The organism is Faecalimicrobium sp. JNUCC 81, assembly GCF_053667625.1.
This window is the reverse complement of the sequence record NZ_CM132203.1, coordinates 3,028,168-3,053,646: the sequence shown is the minus strand read 5'-3', so window position 1 is coordinate 3,053,646 and position 25,479 is coordinate 3,028,168. Positions and strand designations below refer to the sequence as shown.

19 protein-coding genes are annotated in these 25,479 nt (G+C 26.4%); 15 read left to right on the top strand and 4 right to left on the bottom strand.

Features of this window, described 5'->3' with window-relative positions:
• The first annotated feature begins 77 nt into the window (after positions 1-77).
• The 6 genes from JNUCC81_RS15215 (at position 78) to addA (ending at position 13,111) form a co-directional block, all read left to right on the top strand.
• The gene (locus JNUCC81_RS15215) at positions 78-524 is read left to right on the top strand and encodes a hypothetical protein (protein WP_454094244.1); all 447 of its coding nucleotides are present in this window, start codon (positions 78-80) and stop codon (positions 522-524) included.
• A 465-nt stretch (positions 525-989) separates the two neighbouring features.
• On the top strand, positions 990-2,885 hold the full coding sequence (locus tag JNUCC81_RS15210; RefSeq protein ID WP_454094243.1) for a hypothetical protein: 1,896 nt from the start codon (positions 990-992) through the stop codon (positions 2,883-2,885).
• Positions 2,878-5,115: an ATP-dependent helicase gene (locus JNUCC81_RS15205; RefSeq protein WP_454094242.1), complete on the top strand. Its 2,238-nt coding sequence runs from the start codon at positions 2,878-2,880 to the stop codon at positions 5,113-5,115. The genes JNUCC81_RS15210 and JNUCC81_RS15205 overlap by 8 nt, the downstream gene beginning before the upstream one ends.
• Before the next feature lie 16 nt (positions 5,116-5,131).
• Positions 5,132-5,911: a PD-(D/E)XK nuclease family protein gene (locus JNUCC81_RS15200; protein WP_454094241.1), complete on the top strand. Its 780-nt coding sequence runs from the start codon at positions 5,132-5,134 to the stop codon at positions 5,909-5,911.
• Positions 5,901-9,353 (top strand): helicase-exonuclease AddAB subunit AddB, encoded by a 3,453-nt coding sequence (gene addB / locus JNUCC81_RS15195; protein ID WP_454094240.1) that lies wholly within the window; start codon positions 5,901-5,903, stop codon positions 9,351-9,353. Before JNUCC81_RS15200 ends, addB begins: the two co-directional genes overlap by 11 nt.
• Positions 9,353-13,111, top strand: coding sequence for a helicase-exonuclease AddAB subunit AddA (gene addA, locus JNUCC81_RS15190; RefSeq protein ID WP_454094239.1), 3,759 nt, complete (start codon positions 9,353-9,355; stop codon positions 13,109-13,111). The genes addB and addA overlap by 1 nt, the downstream gene beginning before the upstream one ends.
• A gap of 61 nt (positions 13,112-13,172) precedes the next feature.
• On the opposite strand, the gene JNUCC81_RS15185 is transcribed toward addA, so the two are convergent.
• Together JNUCC81_RS15185 and JNUCC81_RS15180 are read right to left on the bottom strand one after the other, a co-directional pair.
• Positions 13,173-14,795 (bottom strand): carbon starvation CstA family protein, encoded by a 1,623-nt coding sequence (locus tag JNUCC81_RS15185; protein ID WP_454094238.1) that lies wholly within the window; start codon positions 14,793-14,795, stop codon positions 13,173-13,175.
• Positions 14,792-15,196, bottom strand: a complete 405-nt coding sequence (locus JNUCC81_RS15180; protein WP_454094237.1) for a hypothetical protein — start codon at positions 15,194-15,196, stop codon at positions 14,792-14,794. The genes JNUCC81_RS15185 and JNUCC81_RS15180 overlap by 4 nt, the downstream gene beginning before the upstream one ends.
• 431 nt (positions 15,197-15,627) lie before the next feature.
• On the opposite strand from JNUCC81_RS15180, the gene JNUCC81_RS15175 reads away from it, so the two are divergent.
• From JNUCC81_RS15175 to JNUCC81_RS15150, 6 genes are read left to right on the top strand one after another with little or no spacing between them, the layout of a single operon-like run.
• Entirely contained in the window at positions 15,628-16,725 is a 1,098-nt protein-coding gene (locus JNUCC81_RS15175; protein WP_454096407.1) for an ABC transporter ATP-binding protein, read from the top strand.
• A 1-nt stretch (position 16,726) separates the two neighbouring features.
• The gene (locus tag JNUCC81_RS15170) at positions 16,727-18,007 is read left to right on the top strand and encodes an ABC transporter substrate-binding protein (RefSeq protein ID WP_454094236.1); all 1,281 of its coding nucleotides are present in this window, start codon (positions 16,727-16,729) and stop codon (positions 18,005-18,007) included.
• Complete coding sequence (locus tag JNUCC81_RS15165; RefSeq protein WP_454094235.1) at positions 17,997-18,878, top strand: carbohydrate ABC transporter permease; 882 nt, start codon at positions 17,997-17,999, stop codon at positions 18,876-18,878. Before JNUCC81_RS15170 ends, JNUCC81_RS15165 begins: the two co-directional genes overlap by 11 nt.
• The gene (locus JNUCC81_RS15160) at positions 18,859-19,698 is read left to right on the top strand and encodes a carbohydrate ABC transporter permease (protein WP_454094234.1); all 840 of its coding nucleotides are present in this window, start codon (positions 18,859-18,861) and stop codon (positions 19,696-19,698) included. The genes JNUCC81_RS15165 and JNUCC81_RS15160 overlap by 20 nt, the downstream gene beginning before the upstream one ends.
• On the top strand, positions 19,698-20,627 hold the full coding sequence (locus tag JNUCC81_RS15155) for a UbiA family prenyltransferase (RefSeq protein WP_454094233.1): 930 nt from the start codon (positions 19,698-19,700) through the stop codon (positions 20,625-20,627). Before JNUCC81_RS15160 ends, JNUCC81_RS15155 begins: the two co-directional genes overlap by 1 nt.
• Before the next feature lie 40 nt (positions 20,628-20,667).
• Positions 20,668-21,501 carry an ABC transporter substrate-binding protein gene (locus JNUCC81_RS15150; protein WP_454094232.1) on the top strand — a complete coding sequence of 278 codons (834 nt, stop codon included), beginning with the start codon at positions 20,668-20,670 and terminating at the stop codon, positions 21,499-21,501.
• A 104-nt stretch (positions 21,502-21,605) separates the two neighbouring features.
• On the opposite strand, the gene JNUCC81_RS15145 is transcribed toward JNUCC81_RS15150, so the two are convergent.
• The gene (locus JNUCC81_RS15145; protein WP_208334056.1) at positions 21,606-22,139 is read right to left on the bottom strand and encodes a Gx transporter family protein; all 534 of its coding nucleotides are present in this window, start codon (positions 22,137-22,139) and stop codon (positions 21,606-21,608) included.
• Between the two features lie 5 nt (positions 22,140-22,144).
• Positions 22,145-22,540 carry a NusG domain II-containing protein gene (locus tag JNUCC81_RS15140; protein WP_454094231.1) on the bottom strand — a complete coding sequence of 132 codons (396 nt, stop codon included), beginning with the start codon at positions 22,538-22,540 and terminating at the stop codon, positions 22,145-22,147.
• Between the two features lie 185 nt (positions 22,541-22,725).
• Here JNUCC81_RS15140 and JNUCC81_RS15135 point away from each other — a divergent pair, with 185 nt between their 5' ends.
• From JNUCC81_RS15135 to JNUCC81_RS15125, 3 genes are all read left to right on the top strand, one after another.
• Positions 22,726-23,214: an FMN-binding protein gene (locus JNUCC81_RS15135; RefSeq protein WP_454094230.1), complete on the top strand. Its 489-nt coding sequence runs from the start codon at positions 22,726-22,728 to the stop codon at positions 23,212-23,214.
• A gap of 332 nt (positions 23,215-23,546) precedes the next feature.
• Positions 23,547-24,578, top strand: coding sequence for an FAD:protein FMN transferase (locus tag JNUCC81_RS15130; protein ID WP_454094229.1), 1,032 nt, complete (start codon positions 23,547-23,549; stop codon positions 24,576-24,578).
• Between the two features lie 23 nt (positions 24,579-24,601).
• A complete protein-coding gene (locus JNUCC81_RS15125) occupies positions 24,602-25,477 on the top strand; it encodes a LysR family transcriptional regulator (protein ID WP_208334060.1) in 876 nt (291 codons plus the stop codon).
• Positions 25,478-25,479 lie beyond the last annotated feature (2 nt).

Here is a 25,479-nt window from a genome sequence, read left to right as displayed (position 1 = left end):
ATCTTTTTTTATGTACTAATACTCACACTTTAAATTCACTTTAAATATAATAAAATAAAGGAGTTTGAGGTGAGTATATGCAAAAGGTATTTCAAGCAGGTGAAGCATTATTCTTTGACATATTAATTATATGCCTAGTGTCTTTTATTTACTTTAATTTTCTTCCTATTACAAATTTAACACTTACAATAGGTATGGTATTTACAATACTTTATATTGGAGTTAATTTCTATGTAGGATACAAATATAATCTTAAGTTTTTAGAATCGTTAATTGTAGGATTAATAGGTTGTTCAATGGGCTTATTTTTACTATTTTTTGCACTATACACTCAGTATATATTAAATAGTCCAAATACTGCTTTATGGATAGCGATGCCATATTTTAGTCCAACTATGTCTGCAATTAAGATGTTTATAAAAGAAATAAGTATATCTTATGTTATTTATTTAATGTTTATTAATATAGCAATGGTTGTAATGGGTTCTTTTAGTAAATTTATTATAAATAAATTTTTACAGTAATTTATAAATTTATATAATAAAATCTACAAAATATAAGATAGAATAATATGTATTAAATGCAAATGATATATTTAAATTAAGTTAGAAACTAGCTAAACTTTAGACGTAAAAGTCTAATTAGCTAATGATTTATATAAATTTAAAAATATATTTATGGTAAATCTAATGATAATTAAATTAGAAGTTAATTAACGAATATGTTATTTTAATAAAGATAAAATAAAAAGCAGCCAATAGGCTGCATTTTTTATTATAAAAAATTATAACTTTTATTATTTACAGGATGTCTGATAAATGCGAATTTTTTATGCACTAATATACTATAATTTGTATGATTTGTAGATAATTTAGAGTATAAACTTTTATACAATATATAAAATATAGGCTAACTTACAATATGGTAGTATTAAATTTTTATATGATATAATTAAAATACTATTAAATAAGTAAAAAGAAGGTGTTAATATGAAATATTTATTTATAGAGAAAAATATAAGTAAAAAAATAGATAAATTTATAGATATATATAATAAATTAATTAATCAAAATAACAATAGATCTAAAAAAATAATGATACTAGTACCTAATAATAGGGCTAGAATTACATATTTAAGAAAATTAAACTTAAGTTTTAGTGAAGAATTAAAAGTAACTACGTACTTAAGTTTTATAAAAAAAGAAATTATCAAATTTTGGCCATTAGTATTAGAAAGATGTGACAAAATAGAAAAAAATACAGTATCACCAACATTTATATCAAGTAGTTTATCTGATTATATAATAAATTCTGAGGTTGATAATAAAAGAAATTTAGAAGGTTATTTTGATGATATAACGGGTACAAGTAGAAACATATCAAAGAGTATAAATACTAATATTAATCAAGCTGCAAGAGGATTAATAGATTTTATAACGATAGGAGAAAAAATATATTTATCAAAAAAGAATAGGGAGAGTTTAAATAGATTTTCTTATAGTCAGATGAATGAAATAATAGAAAATTATATAAATATATTATTATCAAATGGTATGGTGGATAATTCTCTTTGTATATATATATATAATAATTATTTGCTTAAGGATGAAAGGTATATTAGACTTCTAAAAAAAGAAATAAATTACCTAATAGTAGATAGTCTTGAAAGTTGTAGCAATGCCGAAATTGAATTTATAGATTTACTAAAAGAAGACGTAAATGATTTATACATAAACTTTAATTCAACTAGAGATTATTCAGTTTTTAACAATATAGATATGGATTGTATAAATAATTTAATAAGAGAAAACTTCAAAGTAAGCAATGATATATTTAAAAATATTAGTATAAATGATTTACTGTATACTTCTGCAGATATATATTTAGATGAATCAAGTCAATTATATAATGAAATGATTAGTGAAGTTTGTAATAAAGTAATAGAACTTGTAAATAGTAGTACAAGCCCTAAGGATATAGCTATAATATCTCCAGTAAACAATACAGTATTAGATTATCAAATTAAAAATATATTAGAAAATAATAACTTAGAAGTATTTAATAGTAAAAAAGATAAGAAAATTATAGATTATCCATATGCTAATGCATTAGTAGTGGCAACATGTATTTTCTATGATTATATAGAGTTAATAAAGGAAGAAGAATTTATTAGCTTTATAGAAATAATTTTAGATGTAAATAGGATACAAGCATTTAAGATATTTAAGAATAAAGATGAACATGATAGCTATTTATGTATTCTAAAATATATAAATAGCAAAAAAGAAAATAAATTAAAAATAAGTGAATTTTTAATTCAATTTTATATAGATAAGATGCTAAATTTAAAAGATGGAAGAAAGAATGTACATATATGTAAAAATATAATAAATGAAAGTGAGATTTTTACTGAAAATATAAGTCTATTAAACTTAGACAAAAATAAAGAGAAAGAAAGAATATTCATAGAGGAACTTAAAAGTACAATAAATGATTATTATAGTGGAGCTGATATAGATAGATTAAATGACTCAAATAAAGTTTTAATAACAACGCCTTACTTTTATATATCATCTAATATACAAAGGCCAATCCAGCTTTGGGTTGACATAGGAAGTAATGCATGGAATATGAAAATAGAAAAGGATATAAGTAATGTAGTAATCCTTAGAAAATCCTTTAATGAAAATAAGATTTATACTGATGATATGGAAGAAGGGTATAAAAGATATTATTTATATAATATGATTTATAATCTTTTAAAAAATGCAAAGCGAGTATATGCATATAAAAGTGAGTATACGGTGAATGGATATATTCAAGAAAGTATATTGTATAGCTTATTATTAAAGATATTAGATAAAGGGGAAATCGAGAATGAATAATATAAATTATAGGATAGATCAATTACCTATAATAGGATATGAAAGTGGAACTATGGCAGTTCCAGCAGTGCCAGGAGCGGGTAAAACATTTATAGTAACAAACTTAGTTGCTAAGCTTCTAAAAGAAAATAGGCATGATGGTTCAAAGATATTAATACTAACATATATGAATAGTGCAGTAAGTAATTTTAAAGGAAGAATAAAAAAAATACTTCAAGATAATAACATAAAAGAAGAAAATTCATATGAAGTTATGACGATACATAGTTTAGCGGTAAAAATAATAAAGGAAAAACCAGAAGTAGTAATGTTAAGTGAAGAATTTAGTATTGCTGATGATTTACAGAAAAACATAATACTTAATGAATGTATAAATAATTTTAGATTAAATGGAGGAGAAAGGGCATTTAGGTGGTTTTTAAAAGACCAAAAAGATGGTGAGTGGAGAGATAGAATGTTTGATGCCTGGGAGCATGGTTTCTATGAACTTGTAGGAAATGCTATAGGTGAATTAAAGTATAAAGAAATATCACCAAAAAATTTGGAAGATATAATAGAGCAAAACTATAAAGGTATACTTAAAATTATACTTCCAATATACAGGGAGTACGATAATAAACTAAAACAATATGGATTATTAGATTATGATGACATATTAATTTTAGCATATAGGGCACTTAAGTTAGATGAAAGCCTAAGGTTAAAGCTTCAAAATAGATATAAATATATATTTGAAGATGAATGTCAGGATTCTAATGAAATACAAGGAAATATAATAAAGTTAATATCTAAAAAAAATAACAACTTGGTAAGAGTAGGGGATATAAATCAAAGTATAACCGGTACATTTTCATCATCAGACCCTAAATATTTTAAAGAATTTATAGAAGAAAGTGATAATTGCTATAGAATGGATATGTCTAATAGAAGCTCTAAGGATATATTAGATTTAGCAAATAGACTTGTTAAATACGTAAATTATGAATTTAGACAAGTAGAATGTAGAGATGCCCTAGAAGATATGGAAATAAAAACAGTTCCAATAGATATGGGTTATAAAGAAAACCCTAAACCCGATATTTATAGTATAAATACAAAGAGATATTTAACTTGGAATGATGAAGTAGAAAAAACAGTAGCGTATGCAAAGGGTATAAAGAAAAAATATCCAGATAAAAGTATAGGAATATTAGTACCTTTCAATGATCAAATTACTCAAGTGGCAAGAAAACTAATTGAAAATAATATGGAATTTGAAGAATTAGGACCAAATTCTATGAGCAAAAGAAATATGGTTAATAATATAACTTATATTATTAATTTTATATTAAACTGTGATGATATAGAAGCGCTTATAAATGTTTTAGATAAAGTGTTTATACACACCGATAATGAATTAGGTAAAAAAGATTTCTTAGAGATTCTTAGAAAATATGATACAGAAGAAATAATATATAATATAGAAAAAAATGAATCATTAATAATAGATGATAATAGTGACTTATATAAAAGCTTTTTACATGGAGTAAGTGTATTAAAAGATATAATTGAATACCCAACATCTAGATTAGATTTATTAATTTTATATATAGGAGAACAATTAAATTTAGAAAAGGAAGATAAGGCTATAGTTGATTATATAGCTTTCTATATAAAATATTTGACAGCAGAAAATATTAATATAAACTTAGTGGATGTATATGAGATATTATTTGATACAAAGAATAAAGTGTTTAATCATATTATAGATGTAGTTTATGAAATGAATGGATATGAACCAGAACCAGGAAGTATAACGGTTTGTAATTATCATAAATCTAAAGGGCTAGAATGGGACTGTGTATTTTTATTAGGCCTTGTAGAGTATAATTTTCCAGATAATATAACTCAAAAGTTTCAATGCGATAAATGGTATTTAAAAGATAAATATAAAAATCCAATTGCAGTAATTAAATCAGAAATAGATGCAATATTTACAGGAGAGAATCCTACTGATTATATAAACAAAACGAAGATAGAGTTAATAAATGAAAAGATAAGATTACTATATGTAGGTATAACTAGAGCAAAAGAAATGCTAATATTATCATGTAGTTCTTATAAAGATGAAAGTGAAGTAGGAAAGAAAAATAGAGAGCAAAAGCCATCTATTTATATAAATGAGCTTGAAAAATATATTAAATATAAAAAAGAAAATTCTATAAACAATAATAAAAATATAGATATCTAAAAGGAAGTGATATTAATTGAACGACAAGTTAAAGTATTTTTGTTACAGTCAAAACTCAATAAATACGTATAAGTCATGTCCTTTAAAATTTAAATATAAATACATAGATAATATAAATTGGAAACATGATGATATAGAAAGTAGAGAGTATTATGAAGGTCTAAAAAGTGGTAGAGAATTTCATTTACTTTGTGAAAGATATTTTAGCAATATACCCTTAGGCATAAATGATAGTGATAAAAGTAACTTTTCTATATGGATAAGTAAAATAAAGAAATTAATACCTATAAATAAAGAAGATATATATTTGCCAGAATATGAAATTAGATATAATTTGTTTGGAAATGAAGTACAAGCCAAATATGACTTAGTTATATTAGGAAAAGATAAAATTGAAATATATGATTGGAAAACAGAAAATAGAAAAATTAATTATAAAAATATAGAAAATAGGATGCAAACAATAGTGTATATGTTTTTAGCTAAAGAGGTAATACCAAAGTTATTTGATATTAATATTGATACTTCAAATATAGTAATGAAATATTATCAACCATTATTTGAGGATGGGCCAATTACTATTTCATATAGTGATCAAAAACATAATACGAATAGAAATAAATTAAATGAGTACATAAATATGATAAAGCACACTAAGTATGATGATGAACAAAAAGATTATAGATATGATTTAATTCATAATAAAGAGCATTGCAAGTTTTGTGAGTTTAATAAACTATGCAATGGAGACGATATAAATTATAACATTTTAGAGGAGGAAATTTATGAGTGTTAGATTTGTGTTCGGTAGAGGCGGGAGTGGAAAATCTACATATATTCTTGAAGATATAAAAAGAAGAGTTCAAGATAATGAAACATCTCCTGTTATATTGTTAGTTCCAGAACAATATACCTTTGAGATGGAAAAAAGAATGAGTAAACTTTTCTTAGGAGAGGAAAAAGATAAATTTCTAAGATCTAGAGTTTTAAGTTTTAAGACCATGAGTAATATAGTTTTCTCTCATGTTGGAGGATTAACAGAAGTTAATATAAATTCAAGTGGTAGAGCAATGATGACTTACAGAGCAATAGAAAGTGTAAGTGATGAGCTTAATATATTTTCAAAATCATCTTCTCAATCTGGATTTGTAAGTTCAATATCTGATATTATATCAGAATTAAAGCAATACAATATAAGTTATGAAATGTTAGAAAATATAAGTGGAGATATTGATAATGAAACTTTAAAATTAAAGCTTAAGGATGTAAGTAAAATATATAAAGAATATGAAGAAAAATTAAATGAAAATTATGTAGACTCTCAGGATATGCTTAACTCATTAGCGGACAAGTTAAATTTATGTGACTATTTTAAAGATGCTTATATTTATATAGATGAATTTACGGGATTTACACCTAACCAGTATAGAGTTCTTAAAAGTATATTTGCTAAAGCAAAAGAAGTAACTATATCTTTAACGGTGGATAATCCGCAAGCTATATCTTATAATAAGGCAGATGCGTTTTCGAGAACTAAATTTACATATCAAAAGCTTATTAAATTATGTAATGAAGATGGTATTCAATTACTTCCATCTATTAATTTAAATAGTTCTATTATACAAAGATTTAAAAATAGTGAAGAATTACAACATTTAGAAAAATACTATCACTCTTATCCATATAATACCTATGACAATGAAACTAAAGATATAAAAATAAAAGAATTTAATAACCTGTATTCTGAAGTAGAAGAAATAGCCAAAGAAATAGTAAAATTAGTAAGAGATAAAGATGTTAGATATAGAGATATTACTATAGCTACAAGAGATTTAAATAAGTATGACTTTTTAGTACACTCAATTTTTAACGAATATAAAATACCTAACTTTATAGATAAAAAAAGAGAAGCTAAAAGTAATCCAATAATAGTACTTATAATATCTGCATTAGAAATGAAAAATAGAAGATACAGTTATGAAACTATGTTTAGATATTTAAAAAGTGGCCTTATAGGTATAAGTAATGAAGATATTAGCTTACTTGAAAACTATGTGCTTGCAAATGGTATAAAGGGTAAAAAGTGGTTTGAAGAAGAGTGGACTTATAGAATAAATCATAACATAGCAGCTGAAGAAAAAGAAAATGAAGTTGAAATAAGGATTAGAGTCAATGAAATAAAGAATAGAGTATTATCACCCATAATAAACTTACAAGAAAAATTAAAGGGAAGAAATAGCGTAAGTGATATTTGTAAGTTTGTATATGAATTTTTGTTAGAAATTGAAATGCCTACTACAATAGAAAATTTAATAATGAATTTTAAAGATAAAGGTGAGCTAGATGTAGCAAATCAATATTCACAAGTGTGGAATATAGTAGTAGATATTTTTGATCAAATGGTAGAAATAATGGGTGATGAAAAAATATCTTTAGATAAGTTTATAAAACTTATAAGCTTAGGATTTGATGAGTATGAACTAGGATTAGTACCTCCAAGTATAGACCAAGTATTAGTAAGTAGTGTAGATAGAATGAAAAATCCTAATACAAAGTATTTATATTTAATAGGAACAACAGATGGTACATTCCCACTTATAGCAAAAGACAATGGACTATTAAGTGATAGTGATAGAGAGAATTTAGGTCAAAAAGGTGTAGAGGTAGATATTGATAGTAAAACGAAAACTTTTGAGGAACAATATTTAGTTTATAAGGCTTTGACATCTACAAGTGAGAATCTTATAGTAACTTATCCTATTGCAGATCATGAAGGAAAAACTTTAAGACCATCAGTTATAATATCTAGACTTAAAAAAATATTCCCAAATATTGATAACAAAAGTTACTTAATAGAAAAAGAAGCTAAGAATGATGAAGAAATATTAGATAAAATAACTGTAAAAGCTCCAACATTTAATGAACTTATAAATGAAATAAAAGAATTTGATGATGGAAAAGAAATTAATAATATATGGATCGATGTATATAGATACTATTTAAATGATAAAGAGTACTCTAATATTACTAAAAAAGTAATAAGTGGACTAAGTTATACAAATCAAGTTCAAAAAATAGAAGAAGAAAAAATAAGATCTTTATATGATAAAAACTTAAGTGTTTCTAGATTAGAAATGTATGCACAGTGCCCATTTGCTTATTTTATTCAATATGGATTAAAAGCAAAAGAAAGAAAAGAATATTCGTTTACAGCACCAGATTTAGGAACATTTATTCATAATATATTAGATAGATTTTCAAAACAACTAAGTATTGATAATTTAGATTGGAGAGATATAGATCAAATATATATAACAAACAGAGTATCTCAAATAGTAGATGATATAGTTGGTAGAATTCCAGGGTATATATTAGAAAGTTCTGAGAGATACAAATATCTTGCATATAGACTTAAAAACATGCTTATATCAGCAATAAGTATAATCAGTGAACAAATAAAGCAAGGGTCTTTTGAGCCAACAGATTATGAAGTTGATTTTTCTGTGAAAGGAAAATATCCTCCAATAAAAATAGTATTAAATAACGGAGAAGAAATAAATCTAAGAGGGCAAATTGATAGAGTTGATGAGTTTGAAAATGAAGAAGGAAGATATATAAGGATTGTAGATTATAAATCTGGTAAAAAAGATTTAAGTTTAACCGATATATATCATGGTCTTCAGTTGCAACTATTAGTTTATATAGATGCAATACTAGAAAGTGGTAAGGATGATGGTAAAAGTTTAAATCCAGCAGCCATTTTATACTCTAGAATTGATGATCCAATAGTGAAATTTGATGAAAATAAAGATGATGAAGAAATTAGAGAAAATATATTAAAAAGTTTAAAGATGCAAGGACTTTTAATAAAAGACTCAAATATTATAAAAGAAATGGACAAGTCTTTAGCAAACGGAGAAAGATCTACTTCCTTAATAATACCAGCAAATTTAAACAAAGATGGAACTTTAGGTAGACACACAAAAGGAGTAAGTAGTGAAGAATTTGATGTAATAAGAAAGTATGTAAAAGATCTTATAAAAGACTTATGTGAAGATATGTTAGACGGAAATATAAGTATATCTCCATATAAAAATAAAGATAAAAATTCATGTACATTCTGTAACTATTCAGCTATATGCCAATTTGATACAACATTAAAGGACAATAAATATAAAGTTATAAATAAAAAGAGCGATGATGAAATAATAAAGACAATGAGAGAAGAGGTGAAATAATGAGTTCTCCTAAATGGACAAATGAACAGCAAGCAGTTATAGATAGTAGAGACTGTAATTTGCTTGTAGCAGCAGCTGCAGGTTCGGGTAAAACTGCAGTACTAGTTGAACGTATCATACAAATGATAACCGATAGAGATAATCCTATTGATATAGATAAGTTATTAGTAGTTACATTTACTAATGCAGCAGCCTCAGAAATGAGAGAAAGAGTAGGAGATGCAATAGGTAAAGCATTAGATAAAAATCCAGAAAATAAACATTTACAAAGTCAGCTTGTACTTTTAAATAAAGCGAGTATAACAACGATACATTCATTTTGTTTAGAAGTTATAAAATCTAACTTCCACAAGATAAACCTAGACCCTAACTTTAGAATAGGAGATACTACAGAATGTACCTTGCTAAAGCAAGAAGCTATAGAAGAAGTTTTTGAACAACTTTATGTAGAGCAAGATAAAGGATTTTTAAATTTAGTTGAAAGTTATGCAGAGAGAAGAGGAGATAGTAATTTAGCTGATATTATACTTAGGATATATAATTTCGCAATGGCATCTCCAAATCCAAAAGAATGGTTAGAATTTTCAGCTGAGCAATTTAATATAGATGAAAGCTTTGAGTTTTCAAATTCAATTTGGGCTAAGGCTATACTAGATACCGTTAAAATAGAAGTAAGTGGAATGGAAATAAGTATGGTAAAAGCTTTAGAAGAACTTCAAGATATAGAAGAGCTTGAGACATATTTAGATAAATTCAAAAGTGATTATAATGGGATAAAAAAGATACTAGAGGGGTGTAATAAATCTTGGGATGATGCATTTAAGGCGATGTCATCTATGAAATTTGAAAATTACACAAAAGGAGTAAAAAGAATCCCTAAAGATGCACCAACATATATAACTGATATAAAGAAAAAAGCAGATGATATAAGGAAAAAAGCTAAAAAATCAATAGAATCAATGATAGCATCAACATTTTGTAAAGAAAATGAAGATATAAATGATGAACTTAGATATTTATATAATGTAGCAAAATCTATATCAGAAACTGTAATTAAGTTTGAAGAAGCTTATGATAGTAAAAAAAGAGAAAAAGGAATAATTGACTTTAACGATATAGAACATTTTGCTTTGAAAATACTTACAGAAAAAGATGATAACGGAAATGATATACCATCAGATATAGCTTTAGGATATAGAGATAAATTCTATGAAATATTTATAGATGAATATCAAGATAGTAATTTAGTACAAGAGGTACTTCTTAGCACTATTGCAAAAATAAAAGTGCCTAATAGATTTATGGTTGGAGATGTTAAGCAAAGTATATATAGATTTAGACAGGCCAAACCTGAAATATTTTTAAAGAAATATGCAGATTATGATACTGAAAAAGGTTCTTTATATAGAAAAATAATGCTATATAAAAACTTTAGAAGTAGAGAAGAAGTTGTAGACTGTGCAAATTATATATTTGAAAATACAATGAGTTTGCATATTGGAGAGATAGATTATACAGAAGAAGAAAGACTTAATTTAGGGGCTATATTTAAAGAAAATACTAATGAAAAAGCTTTAGTTGGAGGACCTTCTGAAATACATATAATGCAAAGCAAGTTAAGATCTGAAGATTCAAGTGAAGAAAAAGAAAATGAAAGTAATGAAGAAGAGGAAGAAGTAGATAACATTCAGCTTGAAGCTAGAATGGTTGGTAAAATAATAAAAGATTTAATGAATCAAAACGAAGATGGCAAAATTCAAATGGTTTATGATAAAAAATTAGATGATTATAGACCAGTACAATTTAAAGATATCGTAATACTTCTTAGAGCAACTTCAGCTTGGGCACCTGTATTTGCAGATGAACTTATGAATATGGATATACCAACTTATGCAGATACAGGAATAGGGTATTTTGATACAATAGAAATAAAAACTATTATATCTCTACTTCAAGTTATAGATAATCCAATGCAAGATATACCTCTTTTAGCAGTGCTTAAATCACCAATTTGTGGATTTACCCCAGAAGATTTAATAGATATAAGAGTTGAAGATGGTCAAAAAAGCTTTTACGAAGCATTAGAAATGTTTAGCCAAAGTCAAGATGAGAAAAGTAAAAAGTGCATAGAATTTATAAATAGATTACATGACTATAAAGAAAAATCACTCTACATGAGTACAGATGAATTTCTTTGGTACTTATATACTAAAACAGGATATTATGCTTATGCAGGGGCACTACCTGGAGGTTCTCAAAGACAAGCAAATCTAAAGATACTATTTGAAAGAGCTAAGCAATTTGAAGAAACTAGCTTTAAAGGCATATTTAACTTTATAAATTTTGTAAGTAAATTAAGAAAATCTAATACGGATATGGGAAGTGCAAAAACTTTAGGAGAAAATGCTAATGTAGTTAGGATAATGAGTATACATAAAAGTAAAGGTCTAGAATTCCCTGTTGTAATATGTTCTGGTATGGGTAAAAATTTCAATACTCAAGATTTTAAGAAGGATATATTATATCATCATAATCTAGGATATGGTCCTCAGGTTGTAGATTATGAAAGAAGAATATCTTACCCAAGTATAGCAAAAGAAGCATTAAAAAGTAAAATAAATGTAGAAAATCTATCGGAAGAGATGAGGGTACTATATGTTGCCTTTACAAGACCAAAAGAAAAACTTATAATAACAGGCTCTACTAGAAATATAGAGAAAAGTTTAAAATCATGGTCAAATGGAATAGATGGAAATGAACCAATATCACAATATAAAATATTAAAAGGTAAGGGATTTTTAGATTGGATAATGCCAGCGGTTTTAAAGCATAAAGACTTAGAAAATTTAAGAGAAATAGCTGATATTGATATAGATAATATTGATAATCATAGTTCAAAGTGGAATGCAAAAATTTGGTATAAAGATGATGTATCAATAGAAGAAAAAGAAGGTGAAGAGCAAGAAGGAATTAAAGCGATTATAAAAAATTTAGATGTAGATAAACCTGATAGTGAGTATTACTATGATATAAAAGAAAAATTAGACTATATTTATCCATACGAACTTTGTGTAACTAAACCTGCTAGTATATCAGTAACAGAAATTAAAAAGATACAAAATAATTATGAAGAAGAATATACAAAGGATATATTTAATAATCAAATTAGTCTAAAGAAACCATTATTTATGCAAGAATCAGAAGTTAATGATAAAATAACTGGAGCTGAAAAAGGCACTATAGTCCATTTAGTTATGGAAGTTTTAGACTTTAATAAAATAAATAGTATTAGTGAAATAGAAGAACAAATTAAAAGTTTTATATCTAAAGGTATAATAACTAATAAGCAATCATCAGTTATAAATCCATATAAGATATATAAATTCTTTAAATCAGATTTAGGTCAAAGAGTACTGAAATCTCAATTTATTAAAAAAGAACAAGCAATTTATGCTCAAATCAAAATGAAAGATGTATATATATATGAAGAGCTAGAAACATATGATGAAATTACAAGATATGATGATGAAAGTCTTATGTTAAGAGGTATAATAGATATGTACTTTGAAGAAGATGAAAAAATTGTCATAGTTGATTATAAAACAGATTTCGTAAATGAAGAAAATAAAGAAGATGTAGTAAATAGATATAAAAAGCAGTTAGATTTATACGCTCAAGTAGTTGAAGATTTAACAGGAAAAGAAGTAAAAGAAAAGTATGTATATTTATTTGGAATAGATGAAGGTATTTCAATGTAAATAAAAGGGGCTGTCGCACTAAAAATATAGGGCGACGGCCTTTTTATAAAATATTTAATTATTAGATAATTTCTTTATCTTTATTATGTTTGAAAAATGCTAATGCCTCTTTTATTAATACAAGCGATAAGACTAAAAGTGCTATAGCTATTATAACTAATGGATAATTTACACCCATATTTGATTTAATGTTAAAGCAAAGAGAGACTATAGTAACAATAAACATAAATATTATAGGAATAATAAACTCCTTACATCCTCTATTTGTATTAGCAAGCCATATAGCTATTGCCATTAAAGATATTGCAGCTAATAATTGATTTGCAGAACCAAATATTGGCCAAATTTTTTCGTAACCTAAAATAGCTAAAAATCCAGAACATACAACTGTTATAGTTGTTGAAACATACATATTTGTAAGGGGATTTTTCTTAGATTCTTCTTTATTTTCACAGCTATCATTATCAAAGAACTCTTGGAATATAAATCTTCCAAGTCTAGTTGCAGTATCCAGTGAAGTAAGAGCGAAGGCAGATATTGCAAGTGCTGTGAAAGTTTTACCGATGCTAAATGGAATACCAAAAGAAAGCATAAAGTTTGCTATACCTTCTGAAAAAACATTTACAGGACCACCGTTTGATAATAAATCACCAAATTGAGCATTTGATATATAAGCAACAGTTATAAGTGCTACTATAGCTAATAGACCTTCTATAAGCATTGCACCATAACCTATCTTTTTAGCATCAGACTCTTTGTATAATTGTTTTGAAGATGTACCAGAACCGACTAAAGAGTGAAAACCTGATATTGCACCACAAGCAACAGTAACAAATAATACAGGGAATAAATACTGACCATTAACGTTAAAGCCTACAAATCCATCCATTTGTATCTCAGGTCTTAATATAACTATACCTAAAAGGGCACCTGCTATCATTGCATATAATAAATATGAATTTAAATAATCTCTAGGTTGAAGGAGTATCCATACTGGAGTAACAGATGCAACAAATATATATACCATAAGTATAAGAATCCAAACTTGTTTAGATAAAACTAGTGGAAATAAAAATCCTAAGTAAATGCAAGTAAATAATAATATGACTCCAATTATAGTAGATAATAAAAGAGGTGCTTTAAATCTATATACTGCTATACCAAAGAATACTGCTAGAATCATAAAGAATACAGAAGCGCTTGCAGCCTGAGGAGTTGAAACAAAGTTATCAGCAACTATATTTGCAAAAGCGGCAACTACTAAAATTAAAGTTAACCAAGCAAATAAAGCAAATAATTTTTTACCTTTCTTACCCATATTAGCTTCTATTATCTCACCAATAGATTTACCATCATGTCTTATAGATGCAAATAATGAACCAAAATCTTGAACACCACCAAAGAATATACTACCTATTATTACCCATAAGGTAACTGGAATCCAACCAAAAATTGCTGCTTGTATAGGGCCGACAATAGGACCGGCACCAGCTATTGATGCGAAGTGATGACCAAGTAAAACTGGAGATTTAGCTGGAACATAGTCAACACCATCATATTTTGTATGTGCAGGTGTTTTACGGGAATCGTCAACACCCCACTTTTTAGCAAGGTATCCACCATAGAATATATAAGCTACTAAAAGTATAATTGCACTTCCTATTAAAAGCGTAAATGAATTCATTTTAAAACCTCCTTATAAAAATTTATAACATCTTTAGACTCTGAGTTATAGAGAAGTTCTTGTTTCGTATTATCAAATAATATAAGTCTAGTTGAGGCATATCCTCTAAGACCAAACTTATAGCTTTTTCTTCTTCTGTATTTTTTTATATGATTTTTTAGATCAGGATCAATAGAATTGGATGATAAAAATAAAGTTACTATTGATGACATATGATTTTGATTGGTTTTTACAATATTGTCTAAAGCATAACTTATAAAAGGCAATATATTTTGGTTTAGGTATTCTTTTGATAGGTTTTCTACTTCTTTAGCAAAAATATATTCATTATTTTCATAAGCATAAATAACTTTATCCTTGCTTAAAAAGTATTTAGAGTTAGTAAGTAAAAATTCTCCCATAAAATCAAATTGATAGTTATCAATACAATAGTTATTGTATATGTTAAACGAGTTTTTTAGAGAATCTTTTAATTTAGGTAAAATAGTAGCACCCCCTTCTGTGTTTTTTAGATTAGTATAAAAACTAAGTAGTCTGATAATATATATATTCTAATTAACATTTATAATTCATCATATTATTAATTGGTATTTATAATTAAGATTAGACGTAATTTATTTATAAAATGCAGAATTATGGCAAGTTAGGTATTTGATTTAGTTATAATGCTATAAAAAACTTGAATATATGGTTTTTCCGTATTTATTGATTTATTATGCAAGCTTTAAGTATAATAGACTAAAAGGGAGGTATCGAAATGGATTTAATCATTAAGATATCTCCCTTTTTATATATTTATAATTGTTATATTAAACAAGGATAGGAGAGATAAATTATCAGCTATATAGTATTAAAAAATATTGTAAAAAAATATAAGAGTAATGAAAAAAACACTATAAATAGTTTTGATTTAAATATAAATAAGGGGGAGTTTATTGTAATTTTAGGTCCAAGTGGTAGCGGAAAATCAACATTGTTAGAAATGATATGTGGATTTGAGTCACCAACTAGTGGAACTATTGAGATAGACGGTAATATAATCAATGATGTATTGCCCAAAGATAGAAATGTATCAATGGTATTTCAAGACTATGCATTATTTCCTCATATGACTGTGTATGAAAATATTGCATTTGGAATGAAGATAAGAAAAATAGATAAAAAAACTATAGAAAATAAAGTAAAATGGGCATCTAAAATATTAGAGATAGAAGCATTTTTAAAGTTAAAGCCTAAAAAGTTATCAGGAGGTCAAAGACAAAGAGTAGCTCTTGCTCGTGCAATGGTTAGAGAACCAAAACTATTTCTTATGGATGAGCCGCTATCTAATCTAGATTCTCAGCTTAGATACTCAACATGTAACGAGATTACAAATTTACATAAAAAAATAGGAGCAACAACTATTTATGTTACACACGATCATGTAGAAGCACTATCAATGGCATACAGAATAGTTATACTAAATGACGGAGTTATTCAACAAGTAGGTAGACCTAATGAAATTTATGAAAATCCATCAAATCTATTTGTAGCAACATTTATAGGTAGGCCTAAGATGAATACATTTGATATAAAGATTAGTAAGGACACTTTTTGTATAAATGATGATATTGTTTTTTCAAAAGATCAATTACCTAATTTAGATAATAGAAAAAGTTATATTATTGGGATTCGACCAGAGCATATAAGATTTGTAGGTACAATAAATGAATATATAAAAAATAAAAATATATTAGAGGCAACAATTGAAAAAATAGAATATATAGGTGGAGAATCATTAATTTATTTAAGAAAAAAAGATACTACATTTACAATGAAATATAATCAAAATGAAAGTCTGAAAGTAGGAGAAGTGATAAGTGTAGTATTTGATTTTAATAAAGCAAATATTTTTGATAGTATAACGAAAGAAAATTTAAGGAGAGAGTAAAATGAAAAGAATGATTGGTTTATCACTTATTGCAACATTAGCATTAAGTGGATGTGCAAAAAAGTCAGAAAGTGAAGTTTCTAATAAGGGGAAAATTGGGGGAGAAATAACTGTAGTGACAGATAGAACAGATGCAGATGAATTTTTCGCACAAGTTGAAGAAAATTTTAAAAAGAAATATCCAGATGTAGTAGATATTAAGTGGGAATCATCAACAGATTATGACACTCATATTACAACTCGTATGAACACTAAAGAATATGGAGATGTATTATTTATACCATTTAGCTTAAATGCTACACCACAGGAATATAGTAATTACTTTGTTCCATTAGGAAAAGTAGAAAATCTTGAAAAAGAGTATATGGATGTAACAGAAGCTGATTATGACTCAGTAGCATATGGTTTACCTTCTCGTTTAAATTCACTTGGAGTAATTTACAATAAGAAGGTATTAAAAGAAGCAGGTATAGAAACTATGCCAACTACAATGGAAGAGATGGAAGTTGCGCTTAAAAAAATTAAAGATAATACAGATGCAATCCCATATTACACAAATTATAATACAATACTTGGAATTTGGGGAGGAGCATTAACATCATTTGGAGGAGAACAATACCGATCTGAAACACTAAAAGCAGGTACAGCATTTAAAGAAGGGCAACCAATGAGAGAAATCATGGACTTTATATATTATGTTTCATCAAATGGTTTGATAGAAAAAGATCCAATAACAGGAGATATAGCAAAGTCTCTACAAATGTTAGCTGATGGAAAAGTTGCTATGATAGTAAGTGGTTCTCAAGATGTACCTACAATAGAAAATATGAATAGTGATAAAGATAACATAGCAATAGCTCCATTCCCTGTAAAATTAAATGGTGAGGATACTATTGCATATGGGGCAGATTCAGTTGTTGGAATAAATAAAAATAGTAAAAATATTGAAACAGCAAAAGCATTTTTAGATTTCTTTATATCTAGTGAAAGTGGATATGCAGCCGAATCAAATGGAATATCACCAAAAAAATCTGATTTTACAGATGGGCAAAAGAAAATATTTGAAGAAAATAAAGTTATATTAACTGTTCCAACGGAAAAACCAGAAGATGATAAATTATATTCAGATATAGCAAATGAGGTTGGAGTTGGAAGATTAAAAGATTCATTACAAAAGGTAATTAATATAGGTTTATATCCAGATCAAAATGAAAGCTACGAAAATTACATAAACAGCTTAGAAGCAAGTTGGGCTAAAGCAGTAAAGAATAATGCAAAGTAATAGTATTAGAAAAAAAGAAAGGAAAATTATTTTTCTATTTCTTTTTTTCCCTGTTTTACTTTTAGTTACATTTGGATTTTTGCCTGTTATTTATTTATTTCAATATAGTTTAACTTCTTGGAATGGGCTATCTGAAATAAAAGAATTTGTTGGATTTGATAATTTTATAAAAATAATAACAGACCCATCCTATGTAAAAGTATTTTTAAATAGTTTATATTATTTTGCGTCTGGTGTTTTACAAATAATAATATCTCTATATTTTGCAATTTTATTATCTACAAAAATAAAGGGAAAGTCATTTTTTAAAGCAATTATATTTTTTCCAACACTTATTAGTGGTGTAGCTATATCGATGATGTTTAGAATGTTTTTTAGTCCAGGAGGAACATTTGATGAAATACTTATACTACTTGGATTAAAAGAACATATAAAATTTTGGCTAGGAGACCCAGAATTTGTAAATTACACATTAGCAGGTATCTCACTTTGGCGATATACTGGATTTAGTTTTATAATGTATTTTGGTGCAATAGCGACTATTCCAAATGAGTATAAAAAAGTAGCACAGTTAGAGGGGGCATCTTTTATTCAGCAAGTAAGATACATAATATTACCAAATATTCACACTGTGATTAAAGTGAATTTTATTTTATTAACAATTGGAGCTATTTCAGTTTTTGAAATTCCAATGATTTTAACCAATGGATCAAACGGTACAATGACGTTTTTACTTCAAACTATGAAAACAGCATTTGAGAAAAAAATGTTTGGTATGGCAGCGTCCATGGCTGTTATACTATCAATTGTAGTAGGAGTACTTATTATGTTACAAAAAATAGTATATAGGAATGATGAAGATGAATTTTAAAAAAGTTACTAAAAATATATTTGTATACACAAGTTTATTATTGTGGACGATAATTATTATATTACCTGTATTAACAATTTTGTTTGGTTCTTTTAAAAACTTTGAAGAGTTTACGAAAACTCCAGGTATTATTCCACCAAGTAACTTTTTTAATATAGAAAATTATAAGAAAGCATTGTTTGAAGGACGTATGTTACTTGGATTTTTTAATACATTTATATTAACATTATTTGGAGTTTTAGGAAGTATAGTAGTTGGATCAATGGTTGCATATGTTATAAATAGATTTAATTTTAAGAGTAAAAAATTAATTTTATTTATATACTTTGCAGTATCAGTAGTACCAATGGAAATATCACAAGTATCAACATTTAAAATAATTGATAATTTAGGTCTTTATAATACAAGGCTAGCACCAATACTACTTTATATAGGTGCAGATGTCTTAATGATATATATGTACATGCAGGCATTAGAAAAAATTCCAAAAGAATTAGATAGAGCGGCTATGTTAGAGGGAGCAAATTATTTTCAAATATATAGGAATATAATATTTCCATTATTAAAGCCAGTAATTATAAGTGTTATTATGATAAAAATGATTTCTATATATAATGATTTTTATATACCATTTTTATATATGCCAGATATGAATCTACAAACAGTGTCAACGACCTTATTTAAATTTATAGGTCCATATGAAATACAGTGGCATGTTATTTGTGCTGCAATTATAATTAGTATAATACCAATGTTAGTATTTTTTATTTTTTTACAGAAACATATATATGATGGTATAACTTCAGGGAGTATTAAATAATGAATAAAAAGAATTTTTTTGAAAGAGCATACACTGTAATGGAGATAAGAACAGGGTTTGCAACGGGTTTACCAGTTCTAAGTGGTGGATTATTTGGGGCCTACATGGTAGGTAAATTAAACATATTATTATTAATTCTTATGTTTATCACAGGGTTTTGCTTAAATATAGTAGCTAATGTAGCAAATGAAATAAGAGCATTTTTAAAAAATGAAGAAAATGAAGATACATTTACAGGGCATTTAGGAAGTGAGGGCTTAGTAAGAGGCGATGCTAAGCTAATAGATGCTTTAATTGTAATAGGAGTTTTATTAATTATTAGTGGTATATGTGGATTATCAATAGTATTTATAACAAAAAATATTAAAATATTAATAATTGGACTAATAAGTGTTTTAGCAGCTATAGGATATTCTTTAGGTCCAAAGCCATATATAGTTTATCCAGTTGGAGAATTTGTGTCAGGGGTATTTGTTGGAGCAATTAGTTGTTTTGTATCAGCATATATTCAAACTAGTATGGCAAATTATGCAATACTTTTATATTCTCTAATAGCTATGATAATGACAGTGTTTTTAATGTCGACTAATAATACTTCAGATTACGAAAAAGATAAAGGTACAAGAATAACTCTTCCTCATGTTATTGGATTTAGAAATTCTATCAAAATTATAATACCAGAGGCTATAACAATGATAGTACTTTGGGGGATTTTATATTTTACGAATAATATTTCAATAATAATTTTTATAAGTGGATTAGTTATATTTTATTATTATGGATATCTACGTTGGTATAGGGATTACTATAAGATAGAACAAGTATATCCTCAGATGGGAAAAGATTGGGGACCTAGACCATTATTATTAATATATGGATTTCATATTGTTATGAGCATAGAATTTTTAGCTGCCTTAATTATAAAATAGTAATATATACAGAGAATTAAAAAGGAGATTTAATTTAAATATGAACACAATAAATTTAAAATTAATAAGAATAAATCCATTAACTGTACCAGTTTTTATTGCAGATAAAAAGAAAATATTTAAAAAGTATGGTATTAATATTAACCTGAGAATAGATGAAAAGTTTTTATTTGATGGAAATAAAGACTTTTATGATGGAAAAGTGGATTCAATGGTTGGAGATTTAACATTTTTCTTTTATATGTTAGAAAAAGGCAAAAGAGCAGTATTAACATCTAATTTAACTCGTACAATACATGTTGTAGGAGGCAAACACTATCCAAAAGACTTAAAAAATCTTAAAGTTGGGGTAAATAGAGCAGGTTTGTTTCGCCTATATTTAGAAAATGACTTAAAGGATATACTTGAAAATGCGAAAGTTGTTTGGATTAATAATTCATATGAAAGAATTAAGGCACTTGAAGATGGAGAAATTGATGCATTAGTAGCAATAGAGCCTTTTGTAAGTGATGTAATTGAAAGTGGTGGAGAAATAATTTGGAGCAGTAGAAATAGTGATAAAAATTTAGTTATGTGGGCTTTTGATGAAGAGTTTTATAATAATAATAAATTAGCTGTATCTAATTTCCATAAGGCATTAGAAGAAGCACAAGAATTATTTAACTCATTATCACAAGAAGAAAAGGTAAATATATGTATTGACTGTGCTGGATACAGTTTAGATATGGCAAATAGAATGAAAAATTTTGAATTTGAAAAGCAAGAAGTCTTTAATATTGATGACTTTAATTTATGCCAAGAGTGGATGTATAGAGAAAATGAAATTACAAAACTTTATGATGGTAAAAAATTAATTTGTGATGTATTTAATTAAAGTAAATTTAAAAATAAAAATCTGTAAAATTAGAATTTAAATTCTAATTTTACAGATTTTTTATTTTATTAATAAAATTTTAAATTATATTTAAAAATAGTTACTTATTTTACTTTAGCATATTTGAAATATGGTAAAGTTTTAAGATGATTTAAAACATAATTTGCAGATAATCCTATAAAAATACCTGTTATTATACCAGTAATAGATAAAAGAGGAAGATATAAAAATATACTAAAATTATTTAGTATAAGTGATGCTGCTAATAATTGGCCTACATTATGAAATACAGCAGCAGAAGCACTAACGCCAATTACAGAAACATGTTTACCTCCAAGTTCTTTGACTATAACTGTAATTATAAAACTTAAGATTCCACCAGTAACACTATATAATAGTGATGAAACACTACCACCTAAAAGTGCAGCTAGGAAAATTCTTAAAAATAATACAAGAAAAGACTCTTTATAGTTATCTAAGGTATAAACAGATATTATTATTATAAGGTTAGCTAATCCAAGCTTTGCACCTGGAGCTATAAATGGGGTAGGTATCATACGCTCGATTAAAGACAATATTAAAGCCATAGACACTAGTAGAGACATATATACCATTTTAGAAGTTTTATTTAGTTTCATAATATTTAATGTGAAAGTATCATATCATCCAAACTTCCACTTTCATCTCCTTTAATTTCTATTATTAATTTGTGAGGTAAACATACAAGAGTTTCTCCTACTTTAGAAATAGATCCTTGCCTTACACATAACTTATCACTACAATTAGCATCTAATATTTGAATACTACCATCTTTTATAAGTATTTTATTAATACCATGAGAAGTTTTTATATCTAGTGTTTTTTCTCCTTTAAATGATGATAAATCAATTGTATCATAAACTTTTCCTGATAGTTTAATATTAGCATAAGTTGATGAGTATTCTTTAGATAATGACTTTGAAAATATTAAATGTGGAGTAAATGATAAAATTAACAGAAAAACTATAATAACAACATCAAGTTTTTTTAAAGTTTTCATAAAACGTTTCTCCTTAAAATTCAGTATATAACCCATTATACTGAATTTTAAGGAATAGGAAAATAAAATAGTGATACAAATAATTTATACTGTATTAAAAAAAACTATTAATATATATGTTGTAAAACGTTGTATAATCCAGTTAGAGGTAATTACATAAAAAATGTAAATGTGGAGGGAATATTATGAAAAGAAAAGTTTTAGTAGGATTATGTGCAAGTTTATTAACATTTTCACTTGTAGGTTGTTCATCAACACCTAAGGAAGAAGCACCAGCAAAGGAAACACCAAAAACAGAAGAAACAGCATCAGGAATGAAAGATGGAGTTTATGAAGCTGAAACTAAAGAAGCTGATGAAAATGGTGGAAAAGCAAGAGTAAGTGTAAAAGTTGAAAGTGGAAAAATAGTAGAAGCTAGCTACAATGAATTCACTGATGATGGAGATAAGAGAGCAAACGAAGGATACAATAAAATGATGAAAGAAAAGTCTGGAACTAATCCATCAGAATATGAACCAGCAATAGAAAAGCAAGTGGTAGAAGCACAATCTGCTGAAATAGATGGAGTAACAGGAGCAACACATTCATCTGCAAAAGCTAAGACATTATTTGGAGCAGCTTTAAAAAATGCAAATGAAGGAAAAGCTGAAAAAGAAGTAGTTGAAGTTAAATAATTAACGATGCTGTTAGTATAGGTTAACCTATACTAACAGTTTTTTTACATATAAGGAAATTATACTTTAGGACATTAGTGAAGTGAATTTTTTATACATCAACCTTACACTTTAAATATTTAAAAAATCCATAAATAAAGAATATAAACCTTTTTGATTTTAAATTTAATTATAAAAAATTTAAAATAGCTACAATAATCTTAAATAAAATTATACAAAATATTGAATTATTAGTTAAAAATAGATAAAATGTAATGAGAATAGATATTATTTACTATAAAATATTAATAATTTATATCTAATGTAGTTTAAGTAAAAGGAGAATAGAAATTATGGGGAAAAAAGTAATTGTTATAATAACAACAATTATTTTGGCCATTGGTTTAGTAAGTTGCGCAAAAGAAGATTCTAACAAGCAACTTAGTAGAACTGAATTATTTATGGGTACTGCGGTAAAAGTAACTCTTTATGATCATGCAAGTGAAAAACTATTAGATGACGTATTTAAACGTGTATCTGAAGTAGAGGACTTAGTTAGTATAAATAAAGAGGGAACTGAAGTAGGACTATTAAATGAAAATGCTGGAATAAAAGGCGTTAAACTTAGTGATTTTAGCTACAATCTTATTAAAAAAGCTTTAGAATACTCAGAACTTTCTCATGGAGGATATGATGTTTCTATAGGACCTTTAGTAAAGCTTTGGAGTATAGGTCTTCCAGAGGCAAATGTTCCAAGTGAAGATGATATCAAAGAAGTAATAAAAAATATTGATTACACAAAAGTCAAGATGAATGATTCTACGAAAGAAGTATTCTTAAGCGAAAAAGGGATGATTATAGACCTTGGTAGTATAGCTAAAGGTTATATAGCTGATGATATTGCTAGACTTCTTAAAGAGAATGACGTAGAAAGAGCAATTATTGATTTAGGTGGAAATATATATGCTATGGGTACAAAAGATAAGGAACATAAATGGAAGATAGGGATTCAGAATCCATTTGAAGATAGAGGAAATGTTATTGGAACAATTGAAATTGCAAATAAATCAGTTGTTACAACAGGAGTATACGAAAGGTTTATTGAAAAAGATGGAATTAAATATCACCATATCTTAAATCCTAAAACTGGATATCCATATAAAACAGACATTGCTGGAGTAACAATAGTTGCAGATGAGTCAGTAGACGCAGATGCTTTATCGACATTAATATTTACAAAAGGTTTAGATGAAGGATTAAAGTTTTTAGATGAATTAGAAATAGCAGAGGCAATATTTGTAATGAACAATAGTAAAGTCTATATAACAAAAGGATTAAAAGGAAACTTTAAGATAGTTAATGATAGCTTTGAGCTTTCTAATTAGAGTTTAGGGGAGTGGATAATGATATGCGAATAAGTAGTTTAAGATATTTTTATGAAGTGGCAGAGTTAAAAAGTATATCGAAGGTTTCAAAAGATTTACATATATCACAGCCCGCTTTAAGTCATCAGCTTTTTAAGCTAGAAAAAGATCTTGGAGTGAAGCTTTTTGAAAGAAGTAATAGAGGAGTAGAGCTAACTAGTAAGGGAGAGATATTATACAAATACTCTAAAGAAATAATTAATATACATAATAATTTACTTGAAGAAATAAACTCAGAAAATTACGAAAGAAAAGAAATAAAAATAAATATGTCTAGCGTATATGCAAATTTCTTTATATCTACTATAGCTAGAGATATAGGCGAAATATTTAATGGATTTAATATAAGCATAAATAGGTACTTGCAATCCAATGAAAAATCAATGCTTTTACATAACAAAGCAGATATAGTAATTGGATGCAACAAGATAAATGATACGGACCTTGTATCAACTCATATAGGAAGTAGTAAATTAATTTTAGTTAGTAAAAAATATATTGAATGCGACAAAGTAGATAAAAATACAATAGCTATACTTGATGATGACTCAAGTTCTAATTCTATTAAAATTAAAGAATTAAATAATATAAATTTTTGCTTGAAAACGGATTCCTTAGATACCATAAAAGAATACTTAAAAAATCCGAATACATCAGCAATTGTTCCCAAAATTGCAGTAGAGGAAGAGTTAAAGTTAGGAAAACTTATAAATTTATGTGAAAATGTAGCAGAAGGTAATTATGATTTATTTATAACTTATAAAAAAGATATAGGAAATGATATAAAGAAAAAAATTAAAATATTAAAAAAAGAATTAGAACATATTTTAAATAAAGAAGGTATAAAGTTAGTAATATAAAG

Excerpts from the sequence above, each read along its gene's own strand:
- JNUCC81_RS15215 (WP_454094244.1), top strand. The coding sequence starts at position 78 with ATGCAAAAGGTATTTCAAGCAGGTGAAGCATTATTCTTTGACATATTA.
- JNUCC81_RS15210 (WP_454094243.1), top strand. The coding sequence starts at position 990 with ATGAAATATTTATTTATAGAGAAAAATATAAGTAAAAAAATAGATAAA.
- JNUCC81_RS15205 (WP_454094242.1), top strand. The coding sequence starts at position 2,878 with ATGAATAATATAAATTATAGGATAGATCAATTACCTATAATAGGATAT.
- addB (WP_454094240.1), top strand. The coding sequence starts at position 5,901 with ATGAGTGTTAGATTTGTGTTCGGTAGAGGCGGGAGTGGAAAATCTACA.
- addA (WP_454094239.1), top strand. The coding sequence starts at position 9,353 with ATGAGTTCTCCTAAATGGACAAATGAACAGCAAGCAGTTATAGATAGT.
- JNUCC81_RS15185 (WP_454094238.1), bottom strand. The coding sequence starts at position 14,795 with ATGAATTCATTTACGCTTTTAATAGGAAGTGCAATTATACTTTTAGTA.
- JNUCC81_RS15180 (WP_454094237.1), bottom strand. The coding sequence starts at position 15,196 with ATGGGAGAATTTTTACTTACTAACTCTAAATACTTTTTAAGCAAGGAT.
- JNUCC81_RS15170 (WP_454094236.1), top strand. The coding sequence starts at position 16,727 with ATGAAAAGAATGATTGGTTTATCACTTATTGCAACATTAGCATTAAGT.
- JNUCC81_RS15165 (WP_454094235.1), top strand. The coding sequence starts at position 17,997 with ATGCAAAGTAATAGTATTAGAAAAAAAGAAAGGAAAATTATTTTTCTA.
- JNUCC81_RS15160 (WP_454094234.1), top strand. The coding sequence starts at position 18,859 with ATGATGAAGATGAATTTTAAAAAAGTTACTAAAAATATATTTGTATAC.
- JNUCC81_RS15155 (WP_454094233.1), top strand. The coding sequence starts at position 19,698 with ATGAATAAAAAGAATTTTTTTGAAAGAGCATACACTGTAATGGAGATA.
- JNUCC81_RS15150 (WP_454094232.1), top strand. The coding sequence starts at position 20,668 with ATGAACACAATAAATTTAAAATTAATAAGAATAAATCCATTAACTGTA.
- JNUCC81_RS15145 (WP_208334056.1), bottom strand. The coding sequence starts at position 22,139 with ATGAAACTAAATAAAACTTCTAAAATGGTATATATGTCTCTACTAGTG.
- JNUCC81_RS15140 (WP_454094231.1), bottom strand. The coding sequence starts at position 22,540 with ATGAAAACTTTAAAAAAACTTGATGTTGTTATTATAGTTTTTCTGTTA.
- JNUCC81_RS15135 (WP_454094230.1), top strand. The coding sequence starts at position 22,726 with ATGAAAAGAAAAGTTTTAGTAGGATTATGTGCAAGTTTATTAACATTT.
- JNUCC81_RS15130 (WP_454094229.1), top strand. The coding sequence starts at position 23,547 with ATGGGGAAAAAAGTAATTGTTATAATAACAACAATTATTTTGGCCATT.
- JNUCC81_RS15125 (WP_208334060.1), top strand. The coding sequence starts at position 24,602 with ATGCGAATAAGTAGTTTAAGATATTTTTATGAAGTGGCAGAGTTAAAA.